Annotated in this window: 18 protein-coding genes; 7 read left to right on the top strand and 11 right to left on the bottom strand. The window is 61.0% G+C overall.

The window, feature by feature from the left end:
- Positions 1–21 precede the first annotated feature (21 nt).
- On the bottom strand, positions 22–1,320 hold the full coding sequence (locus ACS5Q8_RS15235) for an NAD(P)/FAD-dependent oxidoreductase (protein WP_276193146.1): 1,299 nt from the start codon (positions 1,318–1,320) through the stop codon (positions 22–24).
- Here ACS5Q8_RS15235 and ACS5Q8_RS15230 point away from each other — a divergent pair.
- Both ACS5Q8_RS15230 and hpaR read left to right on the top strand, forming a co-directional pair.
- The gene (locus ACS5Q8_RS15230) at positions 1,319–1,456 is read left to right on the top strand and encodes a hypothetical protein (RefSeq protein WP_276193145.1); all 138 of its coding nucleotides are present in this window, start codon (positions 1,319–1,321) and stop codon (positions 1,454–1,456) included. The two genes, ACS5Q8_RS15235 and ACS5Q8_RS15230, sit on opposite strands and share 2 nt — an antisense overlap.
- A gap of 60 nt (positions 1,457–1,516) precedes the next feature.
- Positions 1,517–1,939, top strand: coding sequence for a homoprotocatechuate degradation operon regulator HpaR (hpaR, locus tag ACS5Q8_RS15225; protein WP_108523997.1), 423 nt, complete (start codon positions 1,517–1,519; stop codon positions 1,937–1,939).
- A 62-nt stretch (positions 1,940–2,001) separates the two neighbouring features.
- On the opposite strand, the gene hpaI is transcribed toward hpaR, so the two are convergent.
- From hpaI to ACS5Q8_RS15185, 8 genes are all read right to left on the bottom strand, one after another.
- Entirely contained in the window at positions 2,002–2,802 is an 801-nt protein-coding gene (hpaI, locus tag ACS5Q8_RS15220; protein WP_465159094.1) for a 4-hydroxy-2-oxoheptanedioate aldolase, read from the bottom strand.
- A 17-nt stretch (positions 2,803–2,819) separates the two neighbouring features.
- A complete protein-coding gene (hpaH, locus tag ACS5Q8_RS15215) occupies positions 2,820–3,623 on the bottom strand; it encodes a 2-oxo-hept-4-ene-1,7-dioate hydratase (RefSeq protein ID WP_108523999.1) in 804 nt (267 codons plus the stop codon).
- A 12-nt stretch (positions 3,624–3,635) separates the two neighbouring features.
- Positions 3,636–4,940 (bottom strand): MFS transporter, encoded by a 1,305-nt coding sequence (locus ACS5Q8_RS15210; RefSeq protein ID WP_426099856.1) that lies wholly within the window; start codon positions 4,938–4,940, stop codon positions 3,636–3,638.
- A gap of 48 nt (positions 4,941–4,988) precedes the next feature.
- Positions 4,989–5,381: a tautomerase family protein gene (locus ACS5Q8_RS15205; RefSeq protein ID WP_276193141.1), complete on the bottom strand. Its 393-nt coding sequence runs from the start codon at positions 5,379–5,381 to the stop codon at positions 4,989–4,991.
- Positions 5,382–5,460: 79 nt separating this feature from the next.
- Positions 5,461–6,318 carry a 3,4-dihydroxyphenylacetate 2,3-dioxygenase gene (hpaD, locus tag ACS5Q8_RS15200; RefSeq protein WP_276193140.1) on the bottom strand — a complete coding sequence of 286 codons (858 nt, stop codon included), beginning with the start codon at positions 6,316–6,318 and terminating at the stop codon, positions 5,461–5,463.
- A gap of 79 nt (positions 6,319–6,397) precedes the next feature.
- On the bottom strand, positions 6,398–7,858 hold the full coding sequence (gene hpaE, locus ACS5Q8_RS15195) for a 5-carboxymethyl-2-hydroxymuconate semialdehyde dehydrogenase (protein WP_276193139.1): 1,461 nt from the start codon (positions 7,856–7,858) through the stop codon (positions 6,398–6,400).
- A gap of 5 nt (positions 7,859–7,863) precedes the next feature.
- On the bottom strand, positions 7,864–8,634 hold the full coding sequence (locus tag ACS5Q8_RS15190) for a fumarylacetoacetate hydrolase family protein (RefSeq protein WP_276193138.1): 771 nt from the start codon (positions 8,632–8,634) through the stop codon (positions 7,864–7,866).
- Complete coding sequence (locus ACS5Q8_RS15185; protein ID WP_465159093.1) at positions 8,631–9,296, bottom strand: fumarylacetoacetate hydrolase family protein; 666 nt, start codon at positions 9,294–9,296, stop codon at positions 8,631–8,633. The genes ACS5Q8_RS15190 and ACS5Q8_RS15185 overlap by 4 nt, the downstream gene beginning before the upstream one ends.
- Positions 9,297–9,485: 189 nt before the next feature.
- Between ACS5Q8_RS15185 and hpaA the strand changes: the two genes are divergently transcribed.
- Positions 9,486–10,376 (top strand): 4-hydroxyphenylacetate catabolism regulatory protein HpaA, encoded by an 891-nt coding sequence (gene hpaA, locus ACS5Q8_RS15180; RefSeq protein ID WP_276193136.1) that lies wholly within the window; start codon positions 9,486–9,488, stop codon positions 10,374–10,376.
- Between the two features lie 111 nt (positions 10,377–10,487).
- Here hpaA and ACS5Q8_RS15175 read toward each other — a convergent pair whose 3' ends face one another.
- A complete protein-coding gene (locus ACS5Q8_RS15175) occupies positions 10,488–11,744 on the bottom strand; it encodes an OprD family porin (protein WP_465159092.1) in 1,257 nt (418 codons plus the stop codon).
- A 265-nt stretch (positions 11,745–12,009) separates the two neighbouring features.
- Between ACS5Q8_RS15175 and pqqA the strand changes: the two genes are divergently transcribed.
- The 4 genes from pqqA (at position 12,010) to ACS5Q8_RS15155 (ending at position 14,911) form a co-directional block, all read left to right on the top strand.
- Positions 12,010–12,081, top strand: coding sequence for a pyrroloquinoline quinone precursor peptide PqqA (gene pqqA / locus ACS5Q8_RS15170; RefSeq protein ID WP_108524256.1), 72 nt, complete (start codon positions 12,010–12,012; stop codon positions 12,079–12,081).
- A gap of 83 nt (positions 12,082–12,164) precedes the next feature.
- The gene (locus tag ACS5Q8_RS15165) at positions 12,165–12,554 is read left to right on the top strand and encodes a DUF2946 domain-containing protein (protein WP_443697963.1); all 390 of its coding nucleotides are present in this window, start codon (positions 12,165–12,167) and stop codon (positions 12,552–12,554) included.
- Between the two features lie 208 nt (positions 12,555–12,762).
- Complete coding sequence (locus ACS5Q8_RS15160) at positions 12,763–13,344, top strand: putative natural product biosynthesis protein (protein ID WP_276193133.1); 582 nt, start codon at positions 12,763–12,765, stop codon at positions 13,342–13,344.
- Positions 13,345–13,705: 361 nt separating this feature from the next.
- Positions 13,706–14,911 carry an ISL3 family transposase gene (locus ACS5Q8_RS15155; protein WP_465159091.1) on the top strand — a complete coding sequence of 402 codons (1,206 nt, stop codon included), beginning with the start codon at positions 13,706–13,708 and terminating at the stop codon, positions 14,909–14,911.
- 382 nt (positions 14,912–15,293) lie between these two features.
- Here ACS5Q8_RS15155 and ACS5Q8_RS15150 read toward each other — a convergent pair whose 3' ends face one another.
- Entirely contained in the window at positions 15,294–16,181 is an 888-nt protein-coding gene (locus ACS5Q8_RS15150) for a LysR substrate-binding domain-containing protein (protein WP_276193132.1), read from the bottom strand.
- Between the last annotated feature and the right edge of the window lie 43 nt (positions 16,182–16,224).

Here is a 16,224-nt window from a genome sequence, read left to right as displayed (position 1 = left end):
AGGTACTCCTGATGGGAAAAATTAGCGGCGACCGTTCCAATAGCCCGACAGTTGGTGCCAGGACTTGCCGGCGGTCAGCAACAGCGGGCGGATCGCGTCTTTGCCGAGGATGGTCGGGCGGCGGATCGAACTGAGCAGGTCGTAGCGCGCCGACCCTTCGCTCATGCCTTCGGCCAGCACCTTGCAAATGATGTGGCTGGGGGTCACGCCGAAGCCGGAATAACCTTGCACGTAGAAAGCGTTGCTACGGCCGGGCAGGGTGCCGACCTGGGGGAATAGGTTCGGGCTGCACGCCATCGGGCCGCCCCAGGCCAGGTCGATCTTCACGTCCTTGAGGTACGGGAAAATTTTCAGCATCAGGTGGCGGTTCCAGGCTTTCAGGTCGCGGGGGATATGCTCCACCAGCGGTGTGGCAGCGCCGAACAGCAGGCGGTTTTCGTTGGTGACACGGTAGTAGTCGATCACCGGGCGTATATCACTGTAGGCCCCGCGAATCGGGCTGATCCGCTGGATCAACTGTTCCGGCAACGGCTCGGTCATCATCTGGAACGCATAGGTATTGATGGTCGATCGGTGCAGCTCGGGTTCCAGTTTGTTGAGGAAGCTGTCACAGGCCCACAGCAGCTTGCTGGCCCTGACCGAGCCGCGCCCGGTACGCACGTTGATGCGTTCGCCATAGCTGACTTCCAGGGCCGGGCTGTTCTCGAAAATCCGCACGCCGTGCCCCGCCAGGGCCTTGGCTTCACCGAGCAGCAGGTTCAGTGAGTGAACATGACCACCGCCCATGTGCAGCAAGGCGCTGCTGTAGGCATCGGAACCGATGATTTGCTTGACGTCCGAGCCGCCGAGAAAACGAATTTCGTGGGCCGTACCGATCGACTGGAAGTCTTTTTCCCAGGCCCGCAGGGTCTTGGCCTGACGCGCGTTGAAGCCCATGTAGCCATAGCCGTGGCAGAAGTCGGCATCGATATCGTACTTGGCGATGCGGTCCTTGATGATACCGGCCCCCAGGTCGCTGATCTCGAAGATCCGGCGCAGTCCGTCCTCGCCCACTTCCTGTTTGATCTTTTCCAGGTCGTGGCCGATCCCGGCCATGATCTGCCCGCCGTTGCGTCCGGTGCCGCCAAAACCCAGGTAGCGCGCTTCCAGTACGACGATGTTGGTGATGCCTTTTTCCGCCAGTTCAAGGGCCGTGTTGATGCCGGAAAAACCGCCGCCGATGATCACCACGTCGGCGTCTATGTCCTGTTCGAGGCACGGGAAACTGAGGTTGTATTTCTTGGTGGCCGTGTAATAGGTGGGTGTTTCGATAGTGATCATGGCGCAGCCTGAAAGTGACGATGTGATGGTGTTTATTAAGGGCCATGGCGTCGCACTTGTCTTGATTCTGTGTGCCGCCGCTTTGATCCTGCGCGCCAGCGGCCTGGCGGCTGCCGCAAGTTATAGCGCGCAGTGAAGAGGACAGTGGTAGAGTTTCGTTAAAATATTAACTAACTGAGTTGTGATGCCCAGACCCATGCGTAAACTCCGACAATCCCTGACGTTGACCCTGTTGCAGGCCCGCGAAGCGGCCATGAGTTTTTTCCGCCCCTCGCTCAATGAGCACGGCCTGACCGAGCAGCAATGGCGGGTTATCCGCATTCTCAGCCAGCACGATGAGCTGGAAATCTATCAACTGGCCGAATTGGCCTGCATTCTCAAACCGAGCATGACCGGCGTGCTGGTGCGCATGGAGACTGCCGGCCTGGTGCATCGGCGCAAGGCTGAGCAGGACCAGCGGCGCGTACTGGTGACCCTGGCGGATAAGGGCAAGGCCAGCTTCGACTCCATGAGCCAGTGCATGGAGGAGAACTACCAGAAGTTGCAGGCGCAGTTCGGCGAAGAGAAGCTGCAGACGCTGCTGGGGTTGCTGGATGAGTTGAAGGCTATCAAGCGCTGAGTGCCAGCCCATCGCGAACAGGCGAATGGGCTGGTTGTGCTGAGGGCGCTGCGTGCAGGGGGTTAGTACACACCGCCGGACCGGAGTGGCGCCACGCCGTCCTTGAACGTTGCCGCGAGGCTTTGCAGGCCGCGCATCAGCACGGTCGTATCGACCCCGACGGCGACAAACGCGGCGCCCAATTCGATGTAGCGCCTGGCCAGGGCCTGGTCTGCGCTGAGAATCCCCGCCGCCTTGCCGGCCTGGCGAACTCGCGCAATGGCGTCTTCGATCGCGGCCTGCACGGCGGGATGCCCTGGGTTACCGCGATAGCCCATCGCCGCACTCAAATCCGCCGGGCCAATGAACACCCCGTCGACGCCTTCAACCTGCGCAATCGCCTCCAGATTGGCCAGGCCTTCGAGGTTCTCGATTTGTACCAGCAGGCACATCTGTGCGTCGGCCTGATCCAGGTAGCCGGCAATGCTGTTCCAGCGCGACGCACGGGCGAGGGCGCTGCCGACGCCGCGAATGCCCTGGGGCGGATAATGCATCGCGCGCACCAGTTCCCGCGCCTGCTGTGCGCTTTCGACCATCGGCACCAGCAGCGTTTGCGCGCCGATATCCAGCAATTGCTTGATCAGTGCGCTATCGCCGACCACCGGACGAATGATCGCTTGGCTCGCGTAGGGCGCGATGGCTTGCAACTGGCCGAGCATCCCGCGCAGGTCATTGGGCGCGTGTTCGCCGTCGATCAGCAGCCAGTCAAACCCGGCGTTGGCCGCCAGCTCGGCGCAGTAGGCATCGGCCAGGCCGAGCCACAGGCCGATCTGCGTCTCGCCGCTGCACAGGCGCTGCTTGAAGCGGTTGATGGGCATATCCATGGAACGGTCCTCCAGGGTCAGACAAAGCGGCAGGAGATCGAGCCCAGCATGTCGTAGTCGACATGGAAGGTGTCGCCGGGATTGGCCGCCACCGGGCGGGTAAAGGAGCCGCCGAGGATGATCTGCCCGGGCTGCAACGTCACGTCGTAGGGCGCCAGTTTGTTCGCCAGCCAGGCCACGCCTTTGGCCGGGTGGTTGAGCACGGCGGCCGACACGCCGGACTCTTCGATCACCCCGTTGCGGTACAACACGGCGGGCACTTTGCGCAGGTCGATTTCGGTCGGACGCACGGCCCGCCCGCCCATGACCACGCCCGCGTTGGCGGCGTTATCGGAGATGGTGTCGAACACTTTACGGGTGGCGTGGGTCTGCGGGTCGATCTGTTGGATGCGCGCGTCGATGATTTCCAACGCCGGGATGACCCACTCAGTGGCGTCGAGCACGTCGAAAATCGTGCAGTTCGGCCCCTTCAGCGGTTTGCCCAGGATGAACGCCAGCTCCACCTCGACCCGTGGCACGATGAAACGCTCGAACGGAATGTCGGTGCCTTCGTCGAAGAACATGTCATCGAGCAGCGCGCCGTAGTCCGGTTCGCTGATGTTCGACGACACCTGCATGGCCCGCGAGGTCAGGCCGATCTTGTGCCCGACCAACTTGCGCCCGTCTTTGATTTTCTGTGCGACCCAGGCGCGTTGGATCGCGTAGGCGTCGTCAATGGTGATCGCCGGGTAGTCCAGCGAGAATTGCCGGACCTGTTCGCGTGAGCGCTCGGCTCGGTCCAGGTGTGCGGCGGCTTGCAGAATCTGCTGTTGATCGAGCATGACGAAGTTCTCTTACTGTGGGTTGACGATGGCCGCAGGGGTACGCAGGACCAAAAAGCCGCCAAGGGCGATAAACAGCGCCAGCACATACAAGGCCAGGCTGGCGCTTTGGGTGGTGTCACGCATCCAGCCGATCAGGTAGGGCGCGAGGAACGAGGCGATACTGCCGAACGAGCTGATCAGGGCAATGCCGGCCGCCTGGGTGCCGTTGGACAGGAAGGCCGGAGGCAGTTGCCAGAACATCGGCAGCGCCGCGCTGGCCCCCATGCCGGCGATCACCAGGCCGCACAACACCAGGGTCGGGTTGGCGGGCGACAGCCCGGCCACCGCGATACCGACGGCCGACATCAGCAGCGGCACACACAGGTGCCAGCGTCGCTCACGGTTGCGATCGGATGAGCGCCCGCAGCCGATCATGAAGAAACACCCGGCCAGGTAAGGCACCGCGCTGAGCAGGCCGACCTGGCTATCACGGCCGATGCCGGCGCCGTGGATCAGGGTGGGCATCCAGAACGCCAGGGTGTTGACCGCGAGCATCACCGCGAAATAGATCGCCACCAGCAGCCAGACCTGCGGGTCACGCAGGATGCCGCCGAACGAGGTGATCGATTTGCGCTGCTCCTCACTGCTCAGTTGTGTACGCAGTTGCTGTTTCTGCAGCGTGCTGAGCCAGTTCACCGTCTCGAAGCTGTCCGGCAGGCATTTGAGCACCACCAGGCCCAGCAGGATCACCGGGGCGCCTTCGATCAGGAACATCCACTGCCAGCCGCGCAGGCCGCCAAAATCATGGAAGTGTTCCAGGATCGCGCCGGACAACGGCCCGCCGATCACACCGGCCATCGGCACGGCAATGGCAAACAGCGCGGTGACTTGCGCGCGGCGACGGGCTGGGTACCAGCGGTTGAGAAACACCAGAATCCCCGGAAAGAAGCCGGCTTCGGCCACCCCCAGCAAAAAGCGCAGCACGTAGAAACCGCTGGAGCTTTCGATCCACAGCATGCTGGCGGACAGCAGGCCCCAGACCACCATCAGGCAGGCGATCCAGCGCCGTGGTCCGACGCGGTCGAGGGCGATGTTGCTCGGTACGCCGAACAACGCGTAGGCAATGAAAAACAGTCCGGCCCCGAAGCCGTAAACCGTGTCGCTGAAGTGCAGGTCGGTACTCATCTGCATCTTGGCGAAGCCGATGTTGATGCGGTCCAGGTGGGCAAACAGATAACAGATCAGCAGCAAGGGCATCAGGCGCCAGGTGACGAGGCTATGGGTACGCTGGTGTTCGAGCAGGGTGGTGCTGTTGGCGGTATTGGCTGTGCTCATGATGTTGTACTTTTTTTTGAGTGGCCGTTGGCGGAAGGCGGGCAGTGTTCAGCTCGCCTGGTTTTTCAAGAAGGCATGCACGTTGTTTTGCTTGAAGTTGAGTTCGGGGTGCAGCTCGATCATCTCGAACGACAGCGCCAGCAGACGCTGCGACTGCAGTTCGGCGAAGTGTTCGGTGATCACGTTGAACAGGCGTTCGGCGACGGTTTTGCGCGTGTCCAGGTCGCGTCCGTGGCCGACCTTGAGGGTCATGTGGACGAAGGCGTAATCGTGCTTGCCGTCGGCCATGCGCCAGGTGTCCAGGCGCACGCCGCGGCTGCGGATGCCGCCCAGGGGGAACACACCGCTGTCGCCCAGCACGGTGTGGACCTTCTCGAACAGCGCGGGCAAGTCGGCCTGCTGCTCGATGTTGTCGGTGTATTCAGCAATGAAGTGCGGCATGGGTGTCTCCTCCCTTGATCGGTGACGCGGATCTGTCCTGTGGGAGCTGTCGGCCCCCACGTGGGTTCTTCGCCCTGGGTCAGAGGGGGAAAATGGCGTTGATCTGGCCGGTGCCGGAGCTGCCGAACGGTGGGGTGATGATCTCGGCCGGTTTGTTGTAGTCCGGGCCGCCCAGCAGGCCGAGAAGCATCGCGGTGTCGTGCATCTTGCCTTCGCCGAAGCAGTGCTCGGCGTAGTCCGGCAGCATTGCGCAGAACTCCTTGAAGCGGCCTTGCTTCCACATGTCCACCACATGCATGTCCATCTGCTTGTCGAATTCACGGGTCCAGTTGTGGATGTTGGCTTCGGCTTCGCGGTCGTCGGAGAAACGGTGGGAGAGGGAGCCCGAGGCCAGCACCAGGACTTTGCGGTCGCTCTTCTCGATCGCGCGGCGCACGGCGGCGCCAAACGTGAAGCTGTCTTCGAGGCGGTGCCAGGCGCACCAGGCGGCAATCGAGATCACGTCGAATTTTTGCTCGTCCGGCACGCCCATGTGCATGTAGCGCATCGGCACGAGGGTGCCGTACTCCAGCTCCAGGCTCGGGATGTTGTGAGCCATCGTGCGCACATCGGCCAGGTTGGCTTCAGCCGCGATCAGTTCCCCCAGTTCCGGGCAACCGGGGTAGTCGTACTCCATGTTCTTGATGAAGTGCGGCAACTCATTGCTGGTGTAGGTGCCCTTGAAATGCTCACCGCAGTTGACGTGATAGCCGCTGTTGACCAGCCAATGCACGTCGAAAACCACCACTGTGTCGGCGCCCAGTTCGCGGGCGCGGCGCCCGATTTCCTTGTGCCCGGCAATGGCGGCTTCGCGACAACCATGGTGCTTGCCGGGCAGTTCCGACAGGTACATCGAGGGTACGTGGCAGATCTTTGCGGCCAGGACGACTTCGCCCATGATGATTCTCCTGAATAATTGTTTTTGTCTTGGAAGCATTGTGTGGCGATGGCGCAAGGGCTCTCGCCAGCGGTCTGACTCACACGCCCCAGCGCGGAATGTGATGACTGCCCATGGAGATACACACGTTCTTGATTTCGGCGAACACTTCAAAGCTGTACTGGCCGCCTTCGCGTCCGGTACCAGAGCCTTTCACCCCACCGAACGGCTGACGCAAGTCGCGCACGTTCTGGCTGTTGATGAACACCATGCCGGCTTCGATGCCGTAGGCCAAGCGATGCGCCTTGCCGATGTCCTGGGTCCAGATATAGGACGCCAGGCCGTACTCGGTCTCGTTGGCCAGTTGCAGCGCTTCGGCTTCATCCTTGAACGGGATCAGGCACACCACCGGGCCGAAGATTTCTTCCTGGGCGATGCGCATCGTGTTGTTCACATCGGCAAACACCGTGGGCTGGATAAACTGCCCGCGACTCAAGTGCGCCGGCAGGTTGGCCGGACGTTCCAGGCCGCCGGCGAGCAGGGTGGCGCCTTCTTCTATACCAATCTTGATGTAGCCGGTGACCTTGTCGTAGTGCGCCTGGGTGATCATCGAGCCGACCTGGGTTTTCAGGTCTTGCGGGTCGCCGACGATCAGGCGTTTGGCGCGGGCGGCAAACTCGGCGACGAACTGCGGGTAGACACTTTCCTGAATGAACACCCGGCTGCCGGCGGTGCAGCGTTCACCGTTGAGCGAAAAGATGGTGAACAGTGCGGCGTCGAGGGCGCGTTCCAGGTCGGCATCCTCGAAGATCAGCACCGGCGACTTGCCGCCCAGTTCCATGGAGTATTTTTTCAGCCCGGCGGTCTGCATGATTTTCTTGCCGGTGGCGGTGCCGCCGGTGAACGAAATCGCGCGCACGTCCGGGTGGCGCACCAGCGCATCACCGGCGGTGGCGCCGTAGCCCTGGATCACGTTCAGCACGCCTTTGGGAATGCCGGCCTCGACGGCCAGGCGCCCGAGTTCATTGGCGGTCAGCGGCGACAGCTCGGACATTTTCAGCACGGCGGTGTTGCCCAGTGCCAGGCATGGCGCGGTCTTCCAGGTGGCCGTCATGAACGGCACGTTCCACGGCGATACCAACGCACAGACACCCACCGGCTGGTACAGGGTGTAGTTGAGCATCTGGTCGTCCACCGGGTAGGTGTGGCCGTCCATGCGAGTGCAGACTTCGGCGAAGAAATCGAAGTTGTGCGAGGCCCGTGGAATCAACACGTTCTTGGTCTGGTGGATCGGCAGGCCGGTGTCGAGGGTTTCCAGTTCGGCCAGGTGCGGCACGTTGTGTTCGATCAGCTCACCGAGCTTGCGCATCAGGCGGGCACGTTCCTTGGCCGGTGTGCCTGCCCACTTTGGAAAGGCTTCCTTGGCCGCTGCAACCGCTTGCGCGACTTCTTCGGCGCCGCCGCTGGCAACTTCACCGATGGCTTCGCCGGTGGCCGGGTTGTAGTTGATGAAGGTGTCTTTGCTTTCGACCTCACGGCCGTTGATCCAGTGTTTGATCATGCTGCTCAAGCCTCTTTACCGGCGCTGAAGAATTGCGCCTCGCTGACAATTCGATTGACCAGGCGCCCCACGCCTTCGACTTCCACGATGACTTCATCGCCCGGCACCACGTCGGCCAGGCCTTCCGGCGTGCCGGTGGCGATCATGTCGCCGGGTTGCAGGGTCATGAAGCTGGACAGGTATTCGATCAGGTACGGGATGTCGAAAATCATGTCTTTTGTGCTGCCTTCCTGGCGCAGTTCACCGTTGATCCAGGTGCGCAGTTTCAGGTTGCTCGGGTCCGGCACGTCGGCGACATCGACGATCCACGGGCCTACCGGCGTGGTCGCGTCGCGGTTCTTCACCCGCAGGTTGGGGCGGTAGTAGTTTTCCAGGTAGTCGCGGATCGCGTAGTCGTTGCACACCGTGTAGCCGGCCAGGTAGTCCAGGGCGTCTGCGCGCTTGACGTTGCGCGCCGGCTTGCCGATCACCGCGACCAGTTCGCACTCGTAGTGCATGTAGGCGACATTGTCCGGGCGCCAGGTCACTTGGTTGTGGCCGGTGTAGGTGCCGCGCGACTTGATGAAGGCCAGCGGCTCGGTCGGCGGCGTGAAGGCCAGTTCGGCGGCATGGTCGGCGTAGTTCAGGCCGAGGGCGAACATGCTGCCGGTGGCCGGTGGCAGCCACTCGACCTGGTCTTCGGCGAGCAGGCGACCGTCGCCCAGGCGCACGGCGTTTTGGGCTTCGACCAGAACCTGATGCACGGCGCCTTCAAAGCGAATACGGGCGTGTTTCATGACAGCTCCTCTGCCTTGATGTGGTTGATCAGACGGCCCAGGCCGCTGATCTCGACTTCAACGGTATCGCCGGGTTGCACATCCACACGGCCTTCGGGCGTGCCGGTGATCAGCACATCGCCTTCGTGCAGGGTCATGAACTCGCTGATTTCGGCGATCAGTTGAGGAATATCGCGCACCCAATTGGCGGTCGAGTTTTGTTGGCGAAGCTCACCGTTGACGAACAGCTTGAGGCTCAATTGGTTGGGGTTGTCGATCTGGTCGCGCCCCACCAGTTCCGGGCCCAGCGCGCAGAACCCGTCGCGACATTTGGCTTTCACCGCCGGGCGGTAGTAGCTGTCTTCCGGCAGGCTGAACTCGTTGACGATGGTGTAGCCGGCCACATGCGCCATCGCGTTCTCGACGCTGACGCGGCTGGCGCTTTTACCGATCACCACGCCCAGCGCCGGGCCGGGCTGAAGGCGTTCGCCGGTGGGCTGCACGACGCTGCCGTCATGGCCATTGCGGGTGTTGGGGGTCTTGATGAACAGCACCGGTTTGAGCGGCGGCTTCTGGTAAGGCGCTTGCTCGAATTCGGCGATACGTTGGTTCAGCAACCCCTGATAGTTCAGCGCAACGCCGAACAGGGTGCCGTTCGCACCATCATGCAGAGCACGGCTCATGCTTTTCTCCTGGCAGTGGCGGGGCAGAGACTGCTCCGAGGCATATTCGTTAACCTGTTAACGTTATAATTAAGATGTTAACTATCGTCAAGCGTGGCAAACTCTTTCGCGCCTGGCGAGCCGCTGAAATCCGGTGCAGGATGGCCTCTGCAGGTTGGTTGATAGCCCAATAAAAAAGAGAAATCCGCGATGATCGATCGTAAACCGATCCCCAATATCAACATCGGTCAGGTCTACGACCAGCGCTACAGTGATGCCGAAGTGCACTACGACAAACTCGGCAACCTGGCGGAGTTTTTCGGTCGCAACATGCCGGTCCATCGGCACGATCGGTTCTTCCAGGTGCATTACGTGAAGAGCGGCGCGGTGCGTGTTTACCTGGATGACCAGCAGTATCTGGAGTCGGGGCCGATGTTCTTTCTGACGCCGCCGACGGTGCCCCACGCCTTTGTCACGGAGGCGGACGCCGATGGGCATGTGCTGACGGTGCGTCAACAGCTTGTCTGGGGGTTGATCGATGCCGACCCGACCTTGGTGCCCGGTTCGCAGTTGCCGGCGGCCTGTGTCGCACTGGCGCAGTTTCCACGCGAAGTCAGGCGGCTGGAGTTTCTGTTCGAAGCGCTGAGCGACGAAATCAACGCTGCCGGCGCTGGGCGCAGTGCGGCGCTGGACAGCCTGACCCGCTTGATCATGATCAGCTTGCTGCGGCTCTGCTCCAACTCCCTGCAAGCCCGGCCGGCGCGCCATGAAGACCTGCGGATCTTCCATCGCTTCAACGCGTTGATCGAGGACCATTACCTGCAGCACTGGCCGCTGTCGCGCTATGCCGACGGTGTAGGCGTCACCGAGGCGCGACTCAATGACGTCTGCCGACGGATTGCCGATCTGCCGTCGAAGCGGCTGATTCTCGAGCGGGTCATGCAGGAGGCCAAGCGGCTGTTGTTGTTCACCGGCAGTTCGGCCAACGAAATCTGCTACCAGCTGGGTTTCAAGGACCCGGCCTATTTCAGCCGGTTCTTTCAGCGTTACGCGCAGATGACGCCGGGGGAATACCGCCAGCGGCAATCGGGGTTGCGGTGAAGCCGCCATAGTCTGTTCTCGATGGGCGTCGGTGCGCTCATGATGGTTGCAGTCACTTCCCCGAAAAATGGCTTTTACGAGGAAGTGATTGCACATTTCACACCGCCGCGGTCACCACAAGGCCAGGCTGTAGCCGACGATGATCCGGCTCTCGTCGATGTCGCTGGTCAGGCCGTTACTTGAGCGCAGGCTGGCGTTGCGCAGACGCACGTTGACGTTCTTCAGCGGGCCGCTTTGAACGGTGTAGACCAGATCGGTATCGCGCTCCCATTCGCGGCCATTACGCACGGTGGCGGTTTGCGCGTGGCTGCCGTCCACGTAGCGGGTCATGAACGTCAGCCCGGGTACGCCGAGGGCTGCGAAGTTATAGTCGTAGCGCGCCTGCCAGGCGTCGGTGTTGGCCTTGGTGAAGATATTGATGGTCACCAGATTGACTGAATACGGGTCTTGGCCCGGGAAGGCAAAGTCGCCGTCGCCGGAGAGGTTTTGATAGCCCAGGCCGAATTTGTGCGCGCCCACCGACAGGCTGAACATGCCGTTGAAAAAGCGGTTGTCGATCCGCCCGCCGTCAACCCTCGAAGGGCTGCGCAGCCGCGCGCTGCCTTGCTCGCGGGTGTCGAAATAGCGCAGGTCGCTGCGCAGGTTCACGTCTTCGGCCAGGGGCAGGTCATGCACCAGGCCGATGAAGTTCTGACGGTAGATGTCCTGCATTTGCGCGTAGTAATACGTCGCCGCCAGGTGCGGATTGATCGCGTAGGTGCCCCCGGCCAGGTCCAGGTGGCTGCTGGTGACGCCGCCGTAACTCATTGACTCGTTGTTGGAGGAGTCGCGCAGGTTCTGTTTTTCCAGGCGACCGACGTTCAGGGTCAGCCCATCGATGTCCTGCGAGGTGACCAGTCCGCCGTTATAGGTCGACGGCAGCAGCCGGGTGTCGTTGTAGGCCACCACGGGTAACAGCGGCTGCAAGGTGCCCAGTTTGAGCACGGTTTTTGACACCCGCAGTTTGGCGGTCAGGCCCAGCTCGCTGTAGCTATCAGCCGGTTCGCCGTCTGCGCCGGACGGCAGCAGCCCGGTGCCGCGCCGGTCTCGGCTGGAGTCGAGTTTCAAGCCCAGTTCTCCCAAGGCATCCACGCCGAATCCGACCACGCCGTCGGTGTAGCCCGACTCCATGCGCAATACAAAACCCTGCGCCCATTCGTCCGCCTTGTTCTGCGGCGCATTGCTCTGTCGAAAGTCGCGGTTCATGTAGAAATTGCGCAGGTCCAGAGTGGCTTTGCTGTCCTGGAAAAAATCGGCGTGGGCAACCAGAGGGGTAAACGCGGCGCACAGGCCAGCGCTTGCCGCCGTGCGAAAGAGGCACGAATGCATGAGGGGCGTTCCTTTTGTTGTTTTTGTTGGTATGGCCCTCTGCTAGGTCAGGGCTTGGGATATTGTTAACATGTTATCGTTAATCCGGATAGAGCGTTTCGCGGGTTTTTGCCAATTTGTTTCGAAGTTAATGATTTTTCAGCGGGCCTGATTGGCACGAAATGACAAGCAGCGTTGTCACACTCAGTCAAGCGGGGCGGGTGACGTTCGCCTGTAATGGCGCAGCGCAACGTTAAACCCCAATAGACCCCAAGAGGACGTGCCCATGTGGACCAAACCGAGCTACACCGATGTACGCATTGGTTTTGAAGTGACGATGTACTTCGCCAATCGATAACGCCCTGGAAGGCATGGGGGCGATGTACTGCCGTCCCGGGTTGCGCTTCAATCGACCGGCTGTTCGGTGGTAAAGTCGCCGCCATGAAACTGACCCGCTCAGACCGCTCGCTCATTGCCTGGACGTTGTATTTCTGCGTCCTGTTCAATGTGTTCGCCTGCGGTTTGGCGCACGGACAGACGATGGGCCTGGCGCTTAATGGCGTAGGCGGGCAGTTCTGCTCGTCCCAGAGCAGCTCTGCGCCGGCCTCGAAAGCGGGTCCCGCCGATCTGTCCGCCAGTGGCTGGGCCGGGAGTTTTGCCTGTCCGATCTGCTCGTCCGTGACCTTGAGCATCGCGTTACTGTTCTGTCTGGGCTGGTTGCTGCGGATCGGGCAGGTACGCCGGCCTGGCCGCGAACAGCGCTGCAAGGCGCCCCCGCGTTATTCCTGGCCCTCGGCCAACCCCAGAGCGTCCCCCGCACTTTGCGCATGACCGCGTTTGTCTAAGCCCCCTTGTGCCTGTCGACCCCGGTCAGCTAGGCGTTGTGGGGGCTCCACGGTTAAAGGTGACACGGGAAGGAGCACACAATGGCTCATGTATTGGTACGCCTCAATCGCCGGCTACTGCCAGGATTGGCTGCGGCCGTTTACGCAAGAAGACACGCAAAGTCCGCAACTGCGCCAATCGGCCGGAGGTCGCCATGTGCGCGCTAGCCGTTCCATCGGGGGCTTCGCGATTGGTCAGCAAAGCCTCGCGTCTGCGTAATCAAGCGGACTTCCTACTGCCGTTTCCGGATTACCCAGGTAATGCGCGCAGTTTCGTACACCTGGATGCCCGACTGCTGCCTTACTGGCACACCTTGTTCGATGTGTGCCCCGGCTTGCTCAAGCTCGATCCGCCCGATGGCCTGAATATATTTCGCGGCTTCATGACCTGGGCCTATCGCAATCATCCGCCGTTGAACTGGACCTATTACCTGAGCGTATGCCGCTGGCTCCTGGGCTCCAAGTATCAGGCGCGGATCAACGAAGAGCACATCGAGTCGTTTATGTGCGCTGCGGCGGCACGCTGGATCAATAGCGATGACAGCCAGGCTCGGGGGCTGGTGTTGGCCTGGCAGGGCGCGCCGGAAAGGGTGTTCGATTGGAAGCAGGCGCCTCGTCCGGTGCCCGGGCTTGAAGCTGATCTGGAGGAGTTTCCGCCCCTGCCCTGGGACTTTGCCTGGTGCCCGTTGACCAGCAAGGGCGGCGTGGGATTTCGCCGCTGGCTGCCGATTCCTTGACGCGGTGTTGACCCAGGGCGACGCCAGTGAGCTGCGACAAAGCACCACACCTGATCAGCATTGATCGCGCGCGCCGCCAGCACCGCGGATCGGGTCGATTAGCGCGTGCGATGTGCCCGATTGTCGCAGTTGTCGCCCTGAGACTGTGCTCATAAAGTGTGCAGGCTTTGAGCGGAGGCAGACACTTCCACGGTAGCTCGAGGCGCGGCATTTGAACCCGTTCATGTGCCGGTTGCCAGGCCCTCTTCCCAGAGGGCTTTTTTTTGGTTCTTCACGGAATCTCGGGAAACACAGAAACAAGAACGCCGATTTGGTTGATGATGTTCGTGCGAGCAAACACATCTAACAAACCGGCGTTCTTATGCGAGATATTAATACTTTCCTTCCCTTTTGGGAGGGCTTTTCTGTCGTCAACATCAAGCCTGACGGCGATGCCCTTCAGATCGACCTGATCCCCCATGCCACCCGGTTCCCATGTTGTGGCGGCTGTCAAAAGCTCTGCTCAACCACTCATGAGTATTGCGAGCGCATCATTCGTGACTTGCCTATTCTCGGCCATGCGGTGCGCTTGAGCGTTTTGCTCCGGCGCGTTGGTTGCCGCGATTGTGGCAAGCGCATGGAGGCGGTTAGTTGGCTGGATCGCTATGCCCGCATGACCCGGCGCCTGGCAGATGCCGTCATTCAAGCGTGCGAGCGCCTTCCAACGCTGCACGTGGCGCAGATGTTTGGCCTGCATTGGGAGACCGTTCGTTTACTGGAGCGTCGAGCCCTGCAAGCAGCATTAAGCGTTTTGCCAAAGGCGAAACCGCGACGCTTGGTCATGGACGAGTTCGCACTCTTCAAAGGTCATCGTTATGCCACCGTTGTCCTGGATGCGGATACGCGACGGGTGCTGTGGATCGGCGAAGGCCGTAGTCGGGCGGCGGTTAGACCCTTTTTTGAAGAGCTGGGGCCCGAGGGCTGCGCGCTAATCGAAGCGGTGGCGATGGACATGAACACCGCTTTTGATCTGGAGGTTCGTCACCACTGCCCCAAAGCGCGAGTGGTCTACGACCTCTTTCATGTGGTGGCCAAATATGGTCGAGAGGTAATTGACCGGGTTCGTGTCGACGAAGCCAATCGACTGCGCCATGACAGGCCTGCACGCAAAGTCATCAAGCAGGCGCGATGGTTACTGCTGCGCAATCCTGAGAACCTGAAAAACCCAGAGCAACAGGTTCATTTGCAGGATCTGCTGGCGGCCAACCAGTCGCTGATGACGGTCTATTTAATGAAGGCTGAACTCAAAACGCTCTGGACGCCGAGCACCGCCTGGGACTGGAGATCAGCTTGGAACCAATGGCTGCGTCACGCCCATGAAAGCGAGATACCTGCCCTGATGCAGTTTGCCAAAAGACTAAAGGGTTACTGGCGAGGCATCGTCAGTCGGGTTCGCTGGCCAATGCACACCGGTCAGTTGGAAGGAATAAACAATCGAATAAAGGTGATCAAGCGTATGGCGTATGGTTACCGGGATAGCGAATTCTTTTTCATGAAGATCAAGAGCGTCTTTCCCGGTAATCCGTGAAGAACCTTTTTTGCCTGATAAACCCGCTCATCACTCGCCCGCGTGCCGGTTTGGCGTTCATGAGCCCGGTTCATCGGGTTCGGTGCTGCGCTCGTTGCCGTTGAACGAGGAGCCCCAGTGCGACAGCCCGCCACAGTCAGGAGGGGAGAGCGCCAAGGCGTGGTTCTTCATTGTGCAATGAGGCGCGGCCTGTGGTGGTTTGTCGCAGGTCAGGTGGCGCGCACTGGCATGCTAGATTCTGCGTCGACACGGCATTTTCCCTTGGCAGGGTTTTGGTCGCGTTACTGAGCGCCAGGAATCGCAAGGTTCCTGGCGCTCCTTTAATGTGTGTTCGAGCCTCAACCGGCGGTTGCGGGCTCTGCACTGGCACCTCCACATGCCCCTACTTGACCTGCGCCTCCTCCAACAGCCAATGCGCAAATGCCTGGATGGGCGCGCGGCTCAGCTCTAGGGGTTCAGGTAACACGAGGCAAAAGGTCTTGGCCACATTCTTCTCCTGCGGCCATGGCGCAACCAGTCGACCTTGCGCCAGCTCTGCCTCCACGTACAGGCGCGGTACGAGTGCCACACCGAGACCAGCCAGTGCGGCCTCAATCAACATCGCATGCAAATCGTAGCGTGCGCCCATCGCTGGGTTGCTCAGCACAATCCCGGTTTCTTGGGCATAGCGCTGCCACGCATCCGGGTGCTGTCGTCGGTGTAATCGTGGCAGTGAATCCAGCGCCGTTGCCGGTTTGCCCTGATTCAGGAGGGCAGGGTGACAAACCGGAATGAGCACTTCCTTCAACAGGCGGTGCGTGTGCATGCCTGTCCAGGCCGGGTGCTCAAAATGGATGGCGGCATCAAAGCCGCTACCGGCAAGCACGAACGGTTCCATGCGTTCCGAGAGATGTACGCAGATATTCGCGTGTTGCTGGCTAAAGCCAGGCAACCGAGGGATTAGCCAGCGCAAAGCAAAGGTTGGGCTGACGGCGATATCCAGGCTGGCGCCGTTTCTGGGCTGGCCCATCAAATACTGGCTGTCCCTGTCGAGGCGGTCGAGTAGTTCGCGCACTTGCGCCGCGTAGCGCTCACCGTTAGGCAAGAGCCGCACGCGGTTGCCCACGCGCTCGAATAGGGTGACGCCCAGAAAGGCTTCCAGGCGGCCTATCTGCCGACTGATTGCGCCCTCGGTCAAGGCCAATTCATTGGCGGCACGGGCGAAGCTGCCATGGCGGGCTGCCGTTTCAAAGGCAATCAGGGCTGCATTACTCGGTAGCTTTCGACGCATGGTCTTTTCCTGTAGCCAAGGCAGCCACCTTGATGTTTAGTCA

It is taken from the genome of Pseudomonas sp. PAMC25584 (assembly GCF_058135675.1).
This window is presented reverse-complemented; position numbering and strand designations above follow the sequence as displayed.